The 15046-nt window shown below is 71.2% G+C and carries 10 protein-coding genes and 1 pseudogene; 6 read left to right on the plus strand and 5 right to left on the minus strand.

Features of this window, described 5'->3' with window-relative positions:
- Positions 1-5: 5 nt before the first annotated feature.
- Positions 6-1661, minus strand: a complete 1656-nt coding sequence (locus C4V41_RS49650; RefSeq protein WP_103963066.1) for an acetolactate synthase large subunit — start codon at positions 1659-1661, stop codon at positions 6-8.
- A 169-nt stretch (positions 1662-1830) separates the two neighbouring features.
- The gene (locus C4V41_RS49655) at positions 1831-3009 is read right to left on the minus strand and encodes a cysteine desulfurase-like protein (protein ID WP_103963067.1); all 1179 of its coding nucleotides are present in this window, start codon (positions 3007-3009) and stop codon (positions 1831-1833) included.
- A gap of 9 nt (positions 3010-3018) precedes the next feature.
- Between C4V41_RS49655 and C4V41_RS49660 the strand changes: the two genes are divergently transcribed.
- Together C4V41_RS49660 and C4V41_RS49665 are read left to right on the plus strand one after the other, a co-directional pair.
- Complete coding sequence (locus C4V41_RS49660) at positions 3019-4068, plus strand: winged helix DNA-binding domain-containing protein (protein WP_103963068.1); 1050 nt, start codon at positions 3019-3021, stop codon at positions 4066-4068.
- Between the two features lie 24 nt (positions 4069-4092).
- A complete protein-coding gene (locus C4V41_RS49665; protein WP_103963069.1) occupies positions 4093-5523 on the plus strand; it encodes a WS/DGAT/MGAT family O-acyltransferase in 1431 nt (476 codons plus the stop codon).
- Positions 5524-6174: 651 nt separating this feature from the next.
- Here C4V41_RS49665 and C4V41_RS64865 read toward each other — a convergent pair.
- Complete coding sequence (locus C4V41_RS64865) at positions 6175-6978, minus strand: TetR/AcrR family transcriptional regulator (protein ID WP_103963070.1); 804 nt, start codon at positions 6976-6978, stop codon at positions 6175-6177.
- 172 nt (positions 6979-7150) lie between these two features.
- Between C4V41_RS64865 and C4V41_RS49675 the strand changes: the two are divergent.
- Together C4V41_RS49675 and C4V41_RS49680 are read left to right on the plus strand one after the other, a co-directional pair.
- Positions 7151-8077, plus strand: a pseudogene (locus C4V41_RS49675) (RNA polymerase sigma factor); the annotation flags it as partial.
- Between the two features lie 109 nt (positions 8078-8186).
- Positions 8187-8954, plus strand: a complete 768-nt coding sequence (locus tag C4V41_RS49680) for a class I SAM-dependent methyltransferase (protein ID WP_235030876.1) — start codon at positions 8187-8189, stop codon at positions 8952-8954.
- An 86-nt stretch (positions 8955-9040) separates the two neighbouring features.
- Here C4V41_RS49680 and C4V41_RS49685 read toward each other — a convergent pair whose 3' ends face one another.
- A complete protein-coding gene (locus C4V41_RS49685) occupies positions 9041-9781 on the minus strand; it encodes an alpha/beta fold hydrolase (protein ID WP_103963072.1) in 741 nt (246 codons plus the stop codon).
- Between the two features lie 65 nt (positions 9782-9846).
- Here C4V41_RS49685 and add point away from each other — a divergent pair, with 65 nt between their 5' ends.
- Positions 9847-10806, plus strand: a complete 960-nt coding sequence (add, locus tag C4V41_RS49690; protein ID WP_103963073.1) for an adenosine deaminase — start codon at positions 9847-9849, stop codon at positions 10804-10806.
- A gap of 67 nt (positions 10807-10873) precedes the next feature.
- Entirely contained in the window at positions 10874-11650 is a 777-nt protein-coding gene (locus C4V41_RS49695) for a TIGR02569 family protein (RefSeq protein ID WP_103963074.1), read from the plus strand.
- Positions 11651-11864: 214 nt separating this feature from the next.
- On the opposite strand, the gene C4V41_RS49700 is transcribed toward C4V41_RS49695, so the two are convergent.
- Positions 11865-15023 (minus strand): NACHT domain-containing protein, encoded by a 3159-nt coding sequence (locus C4V41_RS49700; protein ID WP_103963075.1) that lies wholly within the window; start codon positions 15021-15023, stop codon positions 11865-11867.
- Positions 15024-15046 lie beyond the last annotated feature (23 nt).

The following is a 15046-nucleotide window of genomic DNA, read 5'->3' on the forward strand; positions in this document are numbered from 1 at the left end:
CGATCTTAGAAGGGTCCGGTCAGCTCGCCCAGCTTGTCGGTCAGTTGGAGGTTGGCCGCGTAGTCGACCGGCACCGCGATCACCGACACCACGTCGTCGGCCAGCGCCTTGCGCAGCGTAGGCAGCAGCTCCTCGGCGCTCGTGATCCGGTAGCCGCGCGCCCCGAAGCTCTCGGCGTACTTGACGAAGTCGGGGTTGCCGAAGGCCACGTTGGAGCTGCGGCCCAGCTCCAGGTCCATCTTCCACTCGATCAGCCCGTACGCGTCGTCCACCCACACCAGCACCACGAACGGGATCCGCTCCCGCACGGCGGTCTCCAGCTCCTGCGAGTTCATCAGGAACGCCCCGTCGCCCGTCGCCGCCAGCACCCGCCGGTGCGGGAAGGCCAGCTTGGCGGCCAGCGCGCCGGGCACCGAGAACCCCATCGAGGACAGGCCGTTGGAGACCAGCATCGTGTTCGGCTCGTACGTCGGGTACATGCGGGCCATCCACATCTTGACCGCCCCCGTGTCGGCCAGCACGATGTCCTCGCGTCCCATGGCCTGGCGGATGTCGGTCACCACCCGGCGCGGCGACAGCGGGAACCCGTTCTCGGCGCGGCCCTGTTCGAGCTCCTCGCGGATCATGCCGCGGATCCGCTCGCCGGTGCCGTTGATCTCGAACCGCCGGCGCACGGCGTCACCGAGGGCGTGCAGCGAGCGCGAGATGTCGCCCTGCACGCCGACCTCGACCGGATAGTGGTCGTCGACCTCGGCGGGGAACCGGTGGATGTGGATGATCTTCTTGTCGCGCATCGGGTTGATCTTGACGGGGTCGAACTCCTGGAGCTCGTACCCGACGCTGATCAGCACGTCGGCCTCGTCGAAGCCGAAGTTCACGTAGTCGTGCCTCATGAACCCCACGGCGCCGAGCGCGTGCCGATGGTCGTCGGGGAAGACGCCCTTGCCGTTGAACGTGGTGGCCACCGGCAGGCCGAGCCGCTCGGAGAAGCGCACCAGCGCGTCCGAGGCCCCGGCGCGGGTGGCGCCGTGGCCGGCCAGCACGATCGGCCTGCGGGCGGTGGCCAGCACGTCGGCGGCGCGGGCGATCTGGGCGGGGGAGGGGTCCTGGGGGCGTACGACGTTGACGGGGAGCGGGCGCAGGTCGCCGGGGATCTCCGCGGACTCGACGTCCTCGGGGATGGCCAGATAGACGGCGCCGGGGCGCTCGGTCTGGGCCGTCTTGAACGCCTTGCGGATCAGCTCGGGCAGCGCCCGCGCCGTGGGGGCCAGCTCCGACCACTTGGTGATCGGCCTGAACAGCGACACCAGGTCGACCACCTGGTGCGACTCCTTGTAGATGCGGTCGAGCCCGACCTGGGCGGTGATCGCGACCACGGGGGTGCTGTTCGTGGTGGCGTCGGCGACGCCGAGCTGCAGGTTGATCGCGCCAGGGCCGAGCGTGGCCGAGGCCACGCCCGCCTTGCCGGTCAGGCGGCCGTAGATCTCGGCCATGAACGACGCGGCCTGCTCGTGCCGTACGAGGACGTACCGGATCGAGGAGTCCGTGAGCGCGTCGACGAAGTGGATGTTCTCCTCACCGGGGATGCCGAAGACGTACTCGACACCCTCCGCCTCCAGAGCCTGAACGATGAGCCGGGCCGCGCGGGCCTGCGGGGACATGGGAAACGCCTCTTTTCATGAGCGACTTCGCCCACGAAAGCACCGGAAGGGCGGGTTTCATTCCACGCCCTTCGAGGCGTGGCTGTCCGGCACCGCCACCGTGTGCGTCGCTCTTGCCGCGGCCTTCTTCCACACATGGAGGAAGAAGGGGGAGCCGCCCGAGTGACGGTCAGCCCAGGCGGGCCACCCCCTCCAGGAGGCGGTCCACGTCGGTGCGGTCGTTGTAGTGGACCAGGCCCGCGCGGACCGCGCCGCCCGAGTCGCGGATGCCGAGCGCGCCGGTCAGCTCCCAGGCGTAGTTGTGGCCGTTCCACACGTTCACGCCCAGGCGGGCCAGGTGCTCGGCGACCCCGCGCGGGGTGTGGCCGGCCACGTTGAAGTAGGCGGTGGCGGTGCGCCTGGCCGGTTTGCCGTACACCGTGACGTGCGGCATCGTCTCCAGGCCCGCGAGCAGCACCCGGAACAGCGCCTGCTCGTGCTCCTCCGCCGCCGCCATCGAGGCCAGCAGGCGCTCGCGGCGGCCACCCGGGCCCGGGACCATGGCGGCCAGGTGATCGACGGCGGCCGTCACCCCGTCGAGGTCGGCGAACGCGGCCGTGCCCGTCTCGAACCGCTCCGGCACCGTGTCGGCGGACGAGGCCAGCTTGTCCGGCCTGATCGTCTCCAGCAGCGCCGGGTCCGCGACCACCGCGCCGATGTGCGGGCCCGACCACTTGTACGCGCTCGTGGCGTAGAAGTCGGCACCCAGCGCCCGCATGTCCACCGGGCCGTGCGGGGTGGCGTGCACGCCGTCCACGTACACCAGCGCGCCCGCCTGATGGGCCAGCTCCGCGATGGCCGGCACGTCGGGGCGGGTGCCCAGGATGTTGCTGGCCGCCGTCACCGCGACCACCCGGGTGCGCTCGTTGATCAGATCGGCGTACTGCTCGACCGGCAGTTCCCCGGTGACCGGGTCCACCTCGGCCCAGCGCACGGTGGCGCCGACCTGCGTCCACGGGCGCACGTTGGCGTCGTGGTCCAGCCGGGAGACCACCACCTCGTCGCCCGGCCCGGCGATCGCCCTGGCGAGGCGGTAGGTGAGCGTGGTCATGTTGGGGCCGAGCAGCACGCCGCCGGCCTGGCCGCCCACCAGGTCGGCCACGGCGGCGCGGCACGCGGCCACGATGGCGTCGGAGCGGTGGCTGGCGGGGAAGGCGCCGCCGACGTTGCCGATCCCGGTGCGGTAGGCGGTGGCGATGGCGTCGATCACGGGCCGGGGGACCTGGGTACCGGCCGCGCCGTCGAGGTAGGCGTGGCCGTCGGCGAGGGCGGGGTACATGGCGCGTACCGACTTGAGGGGGAAAGGCATGATATGTAGATGCTCAGCCTTCGCGACCTCAACCGTGCCACCTTGGCCCGCCAGCACCTTCTCTCGCGGCACAAGGGGGAGGTCGCCGACGTGGTGCACCGCCTGGCCGGCCTGCAGGCGCAGGAGCCGCGGCCGCCGTACCTCGGGGTGTGGACGCGGCTGGAGGGGTTCGAGCGCGACGACCTGCACGCGGCGCTGCACGCGCGCACGCTGGTGCGGGCCACCATGTGGCGGGCCACGCTGCACCTGGTGACGGCCGCGGACTTCGCCGCGTTCCGGCCGCTGCTGCGGCCGGTGCTGGAGAGCGCCGCGCGCCGCTTCGACGGGGTCGACTTCGAGGCGGTCGTGGCCGCCGCCGACCGGCTGCTGGCGGCGGGGCCCATGACGTTCAACGAGCTGCGGCCGCGGTTGCTGGCGGAGTTTCCCGGGGCCTATGACCGGGCGCTCGGGTACGCGGTCCGCATGCTCACTCCGCTGATCATCACGCCGACCGAGGACCGGTGGAGCTTCCCGCGCGACCCCGCGTTCGGGCTGCCCGGCATCGCTGTGACGCCCGCCGAGCCGAGTTCGCTGATCGAGCGCTATCTGGCCGCCTTCGGCCCCGCCACCCCCGCCGACGTGCAGACCTGGTCGGGACTGGGCGGGCTGCGGCCGGTCATGGAGGGCATGGAGCTGGAACGGCTCACCGACGCCGCCGGGCGTGAGCTCTTCGACCTGCCGGACGCGCCCAGGCCGGGCGGTGACGTGCCCGCCCCCGTACGGTTCCTGCCCGACTTCGACACGCTGATCCTCGGCCACGCCGACCGCACCCGCGTGCTCGCCGAGGAGTACAAAAGCCGCGTCAGCACCAAGAACCTGCGGATCAAGGCGGTCTTCCTGGTGGACGGGTTCGCCGCGGGGACGTGGCAGATCAAGCGCTCGGGCAAGAAGGCCAGGCTGCTCGTCAGCCCGTTCACGTCAGTGGATCCGGCCGCGCTGGAGGAGGAGGGACAGCGGTTGCTGGCCTTCGCGGAACCGGATGCCGCGACGCTCTCTATTGAAGAGGTGGACGGACTCTGATGGGGTCGGGGCAGAGGTGAGACGATGCCACAGTTGACCGCCCTGGACGCGCAGTTCCTCCATTTCGAGACCGCGACCAACATCGCCAACATCGCCGGCCTGGCCGTGCTCGACGGCGATCTCAACCGCGCCGACCTGCAGGCCCTGCTCGAACGGCGGCTTCCCTACGTGCCCGCGCTGCGGCGCAAGCTGGCCCCCGTGCCGCTGGGGCTCGACCATCCGTACTGGATGCAGGAGGACGACCTCGACCTCGACTACCACGTACGCGAGATCGGCCTGCCGCCGCCCGGCGACGACCGGCAACTGGCCGACCAGGTCTCGCGCCTGCACGCCCGCCGCCTCGACCGCGGCCGTCCCCTGTGGGAGATCTACCTGATCCACGGGCTGTCCGGCGGCCGCATGGGGCTCTACACGAAGATCCACCACGCGGCCGTGGACGGGATCGGCGGCGCCGACGTGCTGGCCGCGCTGCTCGACATCAGCCCCGAGCCCGCGCCGCCGCCCGCCGCCGCGCCCGAGCGGGACGCGCCCCCGCCCGGCTCCGCCACGATGCTGGCCCGCGGGCTGGCCAGGCTGGCGGGCAACCCGGCCGCCGCCGCGCGGTTTGCGGCCAGGGCCGTCCCGCACCTGGACGAGATCCCCGTCGTGTCCTGGATCCCGGGCAGCCGCGTCGTCTCCGGGCTCGCCCGCCGGCTGGCCGGGACCGGGCGGGCGCCGGACCTGCCCGCCCTGCCCGCGCCGAAGACGCCGTTCAGCGGCCCGCTGTCGGGGCATCGGCGCTTCGCGTTCGCCTCACTGCCGCTGGAGGAGATCAAGCAGGTCCGCAAGGCGTTCGGGGTCACCGTCAACGACGTCGTCATGGCCGTGTGCGCGGGCGCGCTGCGCAGGTGGCTGGCCGCGCACGGCGGCGTGCCGCGCCAGCCGCTGGTGGCCGGGGTGCCGTTCTCGTTACGGGCCGCCGGCATCGAGGGGCAGGGCAACCAGGTGACGATCATGACGGCGCCGCTGGCGGTGAACGTCACCGATCCCGTCGAGCGGCTGCACCACGTACGCCAGGCCATGCACCGGATCAAGGACAGGTTCTCGCTGGCGCCCGCGCGGTGGCTGCGCGAGTTCAGCGAGTCGATGCCGGCCGCGCTCATGGGGCTGGCCTCGCGCTCGGCGTTCGGGCTGGTCGGGCAGGCGGCGCCGCCGATCAACGTGATCGTCTCGAACGTGCCGGGGCCGCAGTTCCCCCTGTACGTGTGCGGTGCCCGGCTGCTGACCCACTACCCGGTGTCGGTGATCACCGACGTGAGCGGCGGCGTGAACATCACCGCCTTCTCCTACGACGGCTCGATGGACATCGGCGTCGTCACCGACCGGCAGATGGTGCCGGACGCCTGGGAACTGGCCGGCTATCTGCGGGAGGCCCTCGACGAACTACGCAACGCGGAAGCCGACCTGCCGCATTAGCTCCTGCGCTGACGCCGTGATCCCGACTCGCGGGGCGCTCAACCGCTGGAGCGCCGGCTCCTGCTGAGCCGCTCGTCCGGGCGGGCGCGGCCCTTTCCTCGTCCACGGAACTGTCGGTGGCCTGTGGGACCTTGAGGGCGGCGGGCTGACGGCCGAGCCTTCCATCCGCTCTCCGACGGGGGTGATGGCGGAGCCGGCCGAGGAGGGGGCGCGCCTGCCGGCCTTCACGGGCCTCGACGAGGGGAGCATCACATGGCCACCGCCCAGGAGCTCTGCGACGGGCTCCTGAGGATCTTCGGGGCCGCGACGAGGAATACGCGTTCTTCGCGAGGGGCAGATGAATACTCGGGCCGCCCGAGGCGCGGGCGGATGACACGGCGCGGATGGGGGCCCGGGGGATGCGCGAGCGGGTGGAATCACGGAGCACACGGCACGCGCCCGCGACGGCAACAGGGCCTGATCCCGCAGGGCCCCGTGCCGGAGAGCCCAGTCTCGCAGGGTGCGGTGGCGCAGGGCTCAATGCCCCAGGGTCCACCGTGCCAAGGGCTCGTGTCGCGGTGTCCGGAGGGCTCGTCGGGTGGGGCCGGCCAGGGAAGGCCGCCTCCTCAGCGGAAGACCTGGCGCGATCGGGGCGTTGACCGACACATGGGCTCAGCGGACGGCGTACCCGCCGATGGCCGGTTCGAGCAGGCCGAAGATCCGCCGCGCGGCCACGGACAGCGCGGCGGCGATCTCGTCGTCGCTCCCGCCCGCCAGCGTCCGCGCCTGCAACTCCCGGAAGAGCAGCCGATCGGCCGCCGCCAACTGCGCCGCCACGGCCCGCGCCACGACGGGATCCCCGGCCGCCACACCCTCCGGCTCCCCGTCCCCGCTCTCGCCGGCGGTTCCGGCCGTCCGGCCGTCCCCGCTCTCGCCGGCGGTTCCGGCCGTCCGGCCGTCCCCGCTCTCGCCGGTGCTCTCAGGCGTCCGGCCACCCCTGGTCTCGCCGGCATTTCCCTCCGACCGGCCGTCTCCGGTTGTTTCGGTGGTCAGGTGGACGGCGAGGGCCTCTTCGCGTTGGTCGTGGAGGTCGCGCAGGCGGGCGATCAGGGTCGGGCTGTCGGCGATCATCCGCGCGAAGTCCTGCCCGGTGAACCCGATGACCGGGTCGCGCCGCTCCAGCGCCTCCTCATACGTGCGCCGTACCGCCCCCAGCGCCGACTCTCCGGCCGGGCGGCGCGCCACCGCGTCCGCCAGGCCCGCCACGAACGCCTCGTGGTGGTCGAGGGCCAGGTCCTCCTTGCGGGGGAAATAGTTGGTGACGGTCATCTTGGCCACCCGGGAAGCAGCGGCGATGTCGGCGATCGTCGTCCGGTCGAACCCCCGTTCCAGGAACAGTTGGGTAGCGTGGTCAGAGATGACCTGTCTGGTCTCTCGCTTCTTCTGTTCCCTCAACCCCAAGGTGTCGATGCTCATAGCCGCAGTCTTCCACAAATTTTTAGGTTCGACCTTATTTTAGGTTGACTCTCATTCGAGGGCGACCTAAAGTTAGGCGCGACCTAAGTTTGGGTCGCCGTCCATCCAATGCAGCAGCGAGGAGAGTGTTTTGTCCCAAGCAGCAGAGGTTCTCGAACTGGACGACAACGTTGCCGACGGCGGCACGGCCGTCGGCCCCGACTCGGTCAAGGCCTACCTCAAGGAGATCGGCAGAGTGCCGCTCCTCAACGCCGAGCAGGAGATCGAGCTGGCCAAGCGCATCGAGGCCGGCCTGTTCGCCCGAGAACGGCTCGACAACGAGCCGGGTCTGCCCCCCGAACTCCGCGCCGACCTCGAGTGGGTCGCCGACGACGGCCTTCGTGCCAAGCGCCGCATGCTGGAGGCCAACCTGCGGCTGGTCGTCTCCATCGCCAAGCGCTACACCGGCCGTGGCATGCTCTTTCTCGACCTGATCCAGGAGGGCAACCTGGGCCTGATCCGGACGATCGAGAAGTTCGACTACCGGCTCGGCTACAAGTTCTCCACCTACGCGACCTGGTGGATCAAGCAGGCCATCACCCGGGCCATGGCCGACCAGGCCAGGACGATCCGCATCCCCGTACACATGGTCGAGCTGATCAACAAGGTGGCGCGGGCGCAGCGCCGCCTGCAGAGCGACCTCGGCCGCGAGCCCACCCCCGAAGAGATCGCCAAGGAGAGTGAGCTCGAAGTCGGCCGGGTCATCGAGGTCCAGGGCTATGGCCGCGAGCCCATCTCCCTGCACACTCCGCTGGGCGAGGAGGGCGACAGCGAGTTCGGCGATCTCATCGAGGACACCGAGGCCGTCTCCCCGGCCGACGCGGTCTCCTTCACCCTCCTCCAGCAACAACTGCGGGCCCTGCTCGACCAGCTCTCCGAGCGCGAGGCGGGCGTGATCAGCATGCGTTACGGGCTGCAGGACGGCAAGCCCATGACGCTCGACGAGATCGGCCGCATCTACGGGGTCACCCGGGAGCGGATCCGCCAGATCGAGGCCAAGACGATGTCCAAACTGCGCCACCCGTCCCGCTCCCTGGCGCTTCGTGAATATCTGAGCTGACCGTTCGGCGCTTGGTACGAGGGGCGAACTACAAGGCTGCGCAAACGGGAATTCAAGACTGTCGCCACCGCCCTATGGGGCAGGGCCCGGCTGACCTAGATTCCAAGGCGTGAAACGCTCCCGTTCGAGCCTCGTCCACCAGGTGACGTACGCGATCAAGAACCCCCACAAGATCGTCCCCCACTTGAGGCGGCTGGCCCGCGACACGTGGTTCAGGCTGCGTACGCGAGACCACGTCTCCTACTACCGCGCCGTCATGCGCTCCGACACCGCCCGCGACCCTGAAGGCGCGGTCGGCTCGCACAACCACAGACGCTGGCTGGCGCTGGGCCGGATGCAGTTCGACTACCTGGTCGAGCACGGTCTCAAACCCGAATGCCGCATGCTGGAGATCGGCTGCGGCAACCTGCGGGCCGGGCACCTGTTCATCGGCTACCTGCACACCGGCAACTACTACGGCATCGACATCTCGCCCGACATCCTCATGGCGGCCCAGGAAACGGTCGTCCAGCACGGGCTGCGGGACAAGCTGCCGCACCTGACACCCGTACGCGACCTGCGCTTCGAATTCCTGCCCGACGAGCACTTCGACGTCGTCCACGCGCACAGCGTCTTCTCGCACTCCCCGCTGCACGTGATCGAGGAATGCTTCGCCCATGTGGGCCGGATCCTGCGGCCCGGCGGCTGGTTCGACTTCACCTTCGACCGGACCGAGGGCAAGGAGCATCAGGTGCTGCGGGAGGACTTCTACTACCGCACCGAGACGCTCCTCGCACTGGCCGGACGGTACGGGCTGACGGCGACGTTCATGGACGACTGGGAACGGCTGCCGCACAAGCAGTCGAAGATCCGCCTCACTCGGTCCGTCCTCACGTAGCCACGCCGTTCCAGAACCGGTCCGCCTTCACTCGGCCCCGCTGGTGCGCGCGCACTTGGCCACGGTGTTCCAGGGCTGGTGCGCAGTCACTTGGTCACGCTGCTCCAGAACTCCTCCAGCTTCGCCGCGCCCGTCGCCGGATCCTGGAGCATCCACCAGTGGCCCAGCTCGGGCAGTGGTGCCACCGCCGCCCCGGCCCTGGTCGCGGCCGCCCGCGACACCTCAGCCGACAGGAACGGATCGCCCGACGGAATCAGCACCAACCCCGGCGCCGGGATGTCGGTGAACGCCGGCGACCATTCCTCGGCGATGTTCACCGCCGACCGGTACAGCGCCAGGATGCTGTCCGCCATGACCTGGTCCATGGCGGACGCCATCGTCAGGGCGTGCTCGGCGGGGATGCCGTAGCCGCCCAGCGCGCCGGCCCGTTCCTCGACCGGCAGGGAGATCATCTGCTCCAGGAACTGCTCGCCGGCGCCGGGCGTCTGCCACAGCCGGGCCAGGTCGTGCCAGCGGAAGTCGGGATGGCCGAGCCCGGCGGCGTCGGTGACCCAGGAGCGTACGAGGGCGGGGCGGAGGCTGACCAGGCGCACCACGAACCCGCCGCCCCAGTCGTGGCCGACCAGGTCGATGTCGCCGCCGAGCGCCTCCAGTTCGCCGGCCAGCCACGTCACGTACTCGTCCATGGTGGCCGTGAAACCGTCAGGGAGGGGGCAGCCGAAGCCGGGGAGCCGGAGGGCGCGCACGTCCTGCCGGCGCAGAGCCGAGCGGAGAGGGTCCCAGAGCGCCGGGGTTTCCGGGACGCCGTGGACCAGAACTGCGGTCATGGTGCGCTCCTTCCTGGCATTTATCCGAATGCGGATGCTGGAGGCGTCCCATATGGTGGTGGGACGTGAGAGACGTACGGGCCTTGCCGAAGGCTCACCTCCATGTCCACCTGGAAAGCACTGTACGACCTGAAACCGTGCGCGAACTGGGCGGGACGCCCGCGCCCGCCGGGGTTTTCCAGAATTTTCGTGAGTTCGCCGACGCGCGGGCACGCGTGCGCGAACTGCTGCGCACGGCCGACCACTTCCGGCGGATCGCGCTGGAGTTCTGCGCCGACGAGGCCGCGCAGGGCACCCGCTACGTCGAGGTGACCTTCACCGCCGCCTCCCACGGCGAGCGGGTCGGATCGCCGGAGATGCCGCTGGAGGCGGTGATCGAAGGGCTGGCCGAGGGCCGGGCCCGCTACGGGATCGAGAGCCGGGTGCTGCTCGACCACTCCAGGCGGCGGCCGGTCGAGCGGCTGTGGCGTACGTACAAGCTGGCCACCCGCTACGACGAGGTGATCGGGCTGGGCCTGGCGGGCGACGAGAGCCATCCGCTGGCGCCGTTCGCGGAGGTGTTCGACGCGGCCAGGGGCGCCGGGCTGCACCTGGTGCACCACGCGGGGGAGGCGGCCGGTCCCGCGAGCATCCGCGAGGCGCTCGACCTGGGGCACACCGAGCGGCTCGGGCACGGGATCCGGGTGCTGGACGACGACGCGCTGGTGGCGGAGGTGCGCGAGCGTGGCATTCCGTTGGAGGTCTGCCCGACCTCCAACGTCCTGCTGGGGCTGGTGCCGTCGCTGGCCGAACATCCGCTGCCCCGGCTGCGGGCGGCCGGGCTGCACGTCACGATCAACACGGACGGGGAGACGGCGCTGGGGGAGGAGTACGAACGGTTGCGGCAGGTGTTCGGCTACGGGGACACCGACCTCGCCGACCTGGCCCGTGCCTCGATCACCGCCTCGTTCGCCCCCGCCCCGCTCAAGGCCGACCTCGAGGCCGAGGTCGGCACCTGGCTGGCGTCCCCACCGGCGGCCCCTTGAACGGCCCTGCGGGCGAGCCGTGAGCGGGCCACCTCCTGCGGATGCGAGTGGGCCGCCTTCTGAGGATGTGGTGGTCGCGTTCGGGGTTGCGGGGGAGCCGGTTTGGCTGGGTGGGGCCTGGCGGGTTGGTGCGCTGGTTCTCAAGCGGGTGGGCCTTCTGTCCGAGACGTTGTGGCGGGCCGAGGTACTGGCCGAGCTGCCGGACTCGCCTCACTTCCGGCTGGCCCGGCCCGTCAGGACGCTGGACGGCACGTGGGTGCGGCGCGGCTGGGAGGCGTGCCGGCTCGTGGCGGGCGAGCCGGACGTTCGCAGGCAGGACGACGTGCTGCGGGCCGGCGCCGCCTTCCACTCGGCGATCGCGCACCTGCCCAGGCCCGCGTTCCTGGACGTCCGCGACGACCCCTGGTCCTGCGGTGACCGCGTGGCGTGGGAGGAACTGCCGGTCCCGGCGGGCGCGACGGACCTGCTGGAGCCCCTTGTGGCGGCCCGCCGGCCGGTCGATCTCCCGTCGCAGGCGGTGCACGGCGACCTGCCCGGCAATGTGCTGTTCGCCGAGGGCCTGACGCCGGCGATCATCGACTGGCCCGTCTACTGGCGACCGCCGTCGTGGGCGGCGGCGGTCGCGGTCGCCGACGCCCTGTGCTGGTACGGCGCCACGCCCGCGCTGGCCGCCCGCTGGGTACACCTGCCCGAATGGGGCCAGATGCTGGTACGAGCCCTCATCTACCGCATCATCACCCACGAAACAGCCCACGGCCCCGCCGGCTGGACCCCGGACCAACTCGCCGCCTACCACCCGGCGATCGAGGTCGCGATCGGCCATGCGGAGGGCGGCCACGCCTGAGAGGTCGCGATCGGCCACGCGGAGACTGGCCGTGCCTGAGGTCCCGATCGGCTACGCGGAGGCTGGCCGCCCTCCCCGGTTCGGCGCTCAGTGCCCTCCCCGACCTGGTGGCGGGCTACCTGCTCGGTGCCGCCGGTCGCTTCGAGGGGGCCGGCGTAGAGCTGGGCTGCCGTGCCACGCTCGCCCTCGCCGGCGCCGGACGGCTACGAGGAGTTCATCCTGACGAGTGCCCCATGAGCCCGTCCGCCGCCCACCTGACCGGCGGCCAGCCGACGTCGGCGAAGGCGAGTTCGGCCCAGCCGCGCACCATGGGCCGGGCGGCCAGATGCGCCTCCGTCAGGATGCAAGGTCTGAGGTACTCCAGGACGCGGGCCCTGAACTCGGCCGAGAGCCGTTCCCGGTCGGCGGCGAGCTGCCGCAGGAGCCGGGCGAAATAGGCGTCGCGCGCCACCGCGTCCTCGTTCGGGCGGCTGTTCTGGATGACCAGCAGGCAGTCCTCGTACGCCCGCTGAAGATCACCCCTCCCGTCCGGATGGCTGGAGATCAGCCAGACCCGGGTGATGGCGTTGGTGACGGAGATCGCCTCGTCGGGGCTCAGCACGCCGAAAGCGGTCGTGGCCTCGATGTCCTCGGGGCCCTCGACATCGCCATAGTCCAGGTCCGTGACGACCGCGGCGAGCGCGTGCCAGGCGACGTCCTCGGCGAAGTCGCAGGTGAAGTGGCTCTCCCGGAGCAGGTGGTGCGTGCGGTTCAGGCGCCACCCATAGCGTCTGCGCCGGGCGTGACCGGGCGGTGAGTGGAACATCCAGAACACGTCAGGTTCGTACGCCGTCCACGACTCGTCGTCACGCAGACTGATCGAGACCTCGCGGTTGCCCGCGTACCAGGTGCGTTGTAACGCGAGCGCGCCGGCCAGGCGCCCCCAGGCCTCCGGTGTGAACTGCGACCGCCACAGCAGGGCGTGCCGCCGCCACTCGGCCGCCGGCACCCGCGCGTCGGGGAACAGCTCCCGCCCGTGCACCGGACCGCCCATCACGGCGGTCAGCAGCAGCAGGTTCGCGGAGTAGGCGGCGTGGCGGGCGGGCGCGCTGATGCGGCTGGGCCGGTAGGACTCGTGCCCGGTCTCCCTGGGCGAGTCGAGGGCGCCGTGGAAGGTGGTGAGCAGCAGGTCGCGGATCAGCCGGCGCCGGTCGTGGTCGAGCCGCCCGACGAGCGGGCGCAGGAAGTCGATGATCTGGCCGCGCAGGGTCAGCGGCGCGAAGGAGAGCAGCGTCCGTACGAATCCGTCGTCGACGGCGTGCCTGCTGTGGGCCATCGCGACCTCGGCCAGGTCCAGCAGCTCGCGCAGGATCAGCCGGGCGACGAGGAACTCCCCGAAGGTCGCGTGCAGGAACTCGCACGTCGTGAGACGCGTGTCCTTGCGCAGCGCCTGAGCCTGGTGGATGAAGAAGAACCTGCCGATGACCTGCTGGGCCGGCGTCGGCGGGGCGTGGAAGTCGCGCAGGTGCCGCTCCACGACCGGGGCGGGGGACAGCGCGGTGAGATCGGCCGACAGCTCGTCCTCGGTGACCCACTGGCGGCCCCGGTTGAACATGGCGAACCCCGCGATCGACAGCCGCAGCAGTTCGTCCCCGATCGCGGTCTCCAGGGGGTCGCCCGCCAGCTCCGGCCGCGTCTTGTGGATCTCGCGTTCGGCGAAACGGCGCAGGATCTGCTCGTACAGGTCGGCGTGGTCCATCGTCTGGGCCCGCTTCTGCAGCCCGTTGTCGGTGGCGTCGTACAGGGCGAGCATCAGTAACAGCAGCGGCTGCGCGGCGAGCTCCGGGTGGCGCAGCGCCGCCTGCGCGGTCAGGGGGAGCAGCCCGCGCTTCGTCAGGCGGTCGAGATTGTGGCCGTTCCAGACGGCCAGCCACTGTTCGACCTGCCGGTCGGTGAACGGCTCCAGCCTCAGCGCGGTCGCGCCGCCGCGCGGGATGCGGGCGCGGTCGGCGACCGCGATGCGGCTGGTGATCAGGACCGCGACCGGGCGTCCCTGGTCGGCTTCGCGTTCCTGGAAGCGTACGACCTGCTCCAGGTGGTCGGTCTGCCCGATGCCGGTGGCCTGGAGCAGCTCGTCGAACCCGTCGAGCAGGATGACGGGCAGCGCGCCGCCGGCCGTCCTGGCCAGCGCGGGCCAGGTCAGGCTCTCTCCCGTCGCGTCCCTGATCGCATGCTCGATCTGGGACTGCAGGTCGGTGTCGGCGGGGACGTCGCGCAGCGTCACGCGTACGGCCAGGAAGTCAGAGGCGGGCAGGCGCGCCGCCAGGACCTGCGTGAGCACCGACTTGCCCGACCCCGGCTGGCCCAGCACGACCAGGGGCGCCCGGGTCGCGTCGAGCGAGGTCAGATAGCCGATCAGGAACTCCTGCAGGTCGTCGCGCACGTCATACGACTCCCACCACTGCTCCTGGTCGAGCTGGGAGGCGTCGGTCGCCTCGGCGGTCTGGAAGCAGGGATTGATGTACGCCGACCTCAGCGACGGGATGATCAGCCCCTCGGGGACGTCGCCCGTAGACACGATGGGCCGGTCGAGGACCCGCTCATAGCGCCTGGCCAGCGCCTGGCGCCGGTCGTCGATGGGAATGGCGTTCGAGGCGATCTCTTCCAGCACCTCACCCAGCCCCTCCAGCCCGTGCTGGAGCCGCAGCAGCCGGTCGTGCGTGGCGGCGTGGTCGAGGTGGTTCACCCAGAACGCCACCTCGGGGAAGTCGGCCGCCAATGCCCGCAGATGCAGCTCGTAGCGGCGCAGCGCGACCGTGGGCACCTCGCCGGTCAGCACGTCCTCGGCCGCCTGGGAACAGGAGGCCGTCTCCTTCAGGACGGCGATGACGCGATGGCTCAGGGAGGCGTAGAACGTCCGCAGCACCTCCGGCATGGGTTCGCTGCCCAGACGGATCGGATGTCCGGGAATGTCGCTGTCGTTGAGCACGCCGACGAGCTCTTTGAGCCGGCCGGACGCGGGCCGGTCGTCGGTGGCCAGGCCGACCTGCGCGGCCCTGCCCGGCCATAACTCCTCCGGCTCGAACGGCGGCTGCACCGCGTTGACGGCCTCGAAGTAGGCGGTCAGGACGATCACCTTGTGGGCCGCGGTGAGCCGTTCGGTCCGGTCGAAGCGGCCCAGCCCGCGCAGCCGCTCCGTCAGCCCGCTGACCAGCTCCCGGCTGAGCCGCGCGAGCTCGCCCTTGGCGTCGAAGAGGCTGAGGGCGAACTGGTCGGTCCCTCCCGAGCCCGCCAGCAGCAGGCCACCGGTCAGATTGTCGAGAGCGGCGACCAGTGCGCTGTCGGTGCCGCCCAGCAGCTTCACCGCGTCGGCGTAGCAAAGTCTGTTCGGCACGAGAGCCTCCCCGCCCGCAGATG

Origin of the sequence: Nonomuraea solani, assembly GCF_900108335.1 — a bacterium.
In the GTDB taxonomy this organism is placed as follows: Bacteria; Actinomycetota; Actinomycetes; order Streptosporangiales; family Streptosporangiaceae; genus Nonomuraea; species Nonomuraea solani.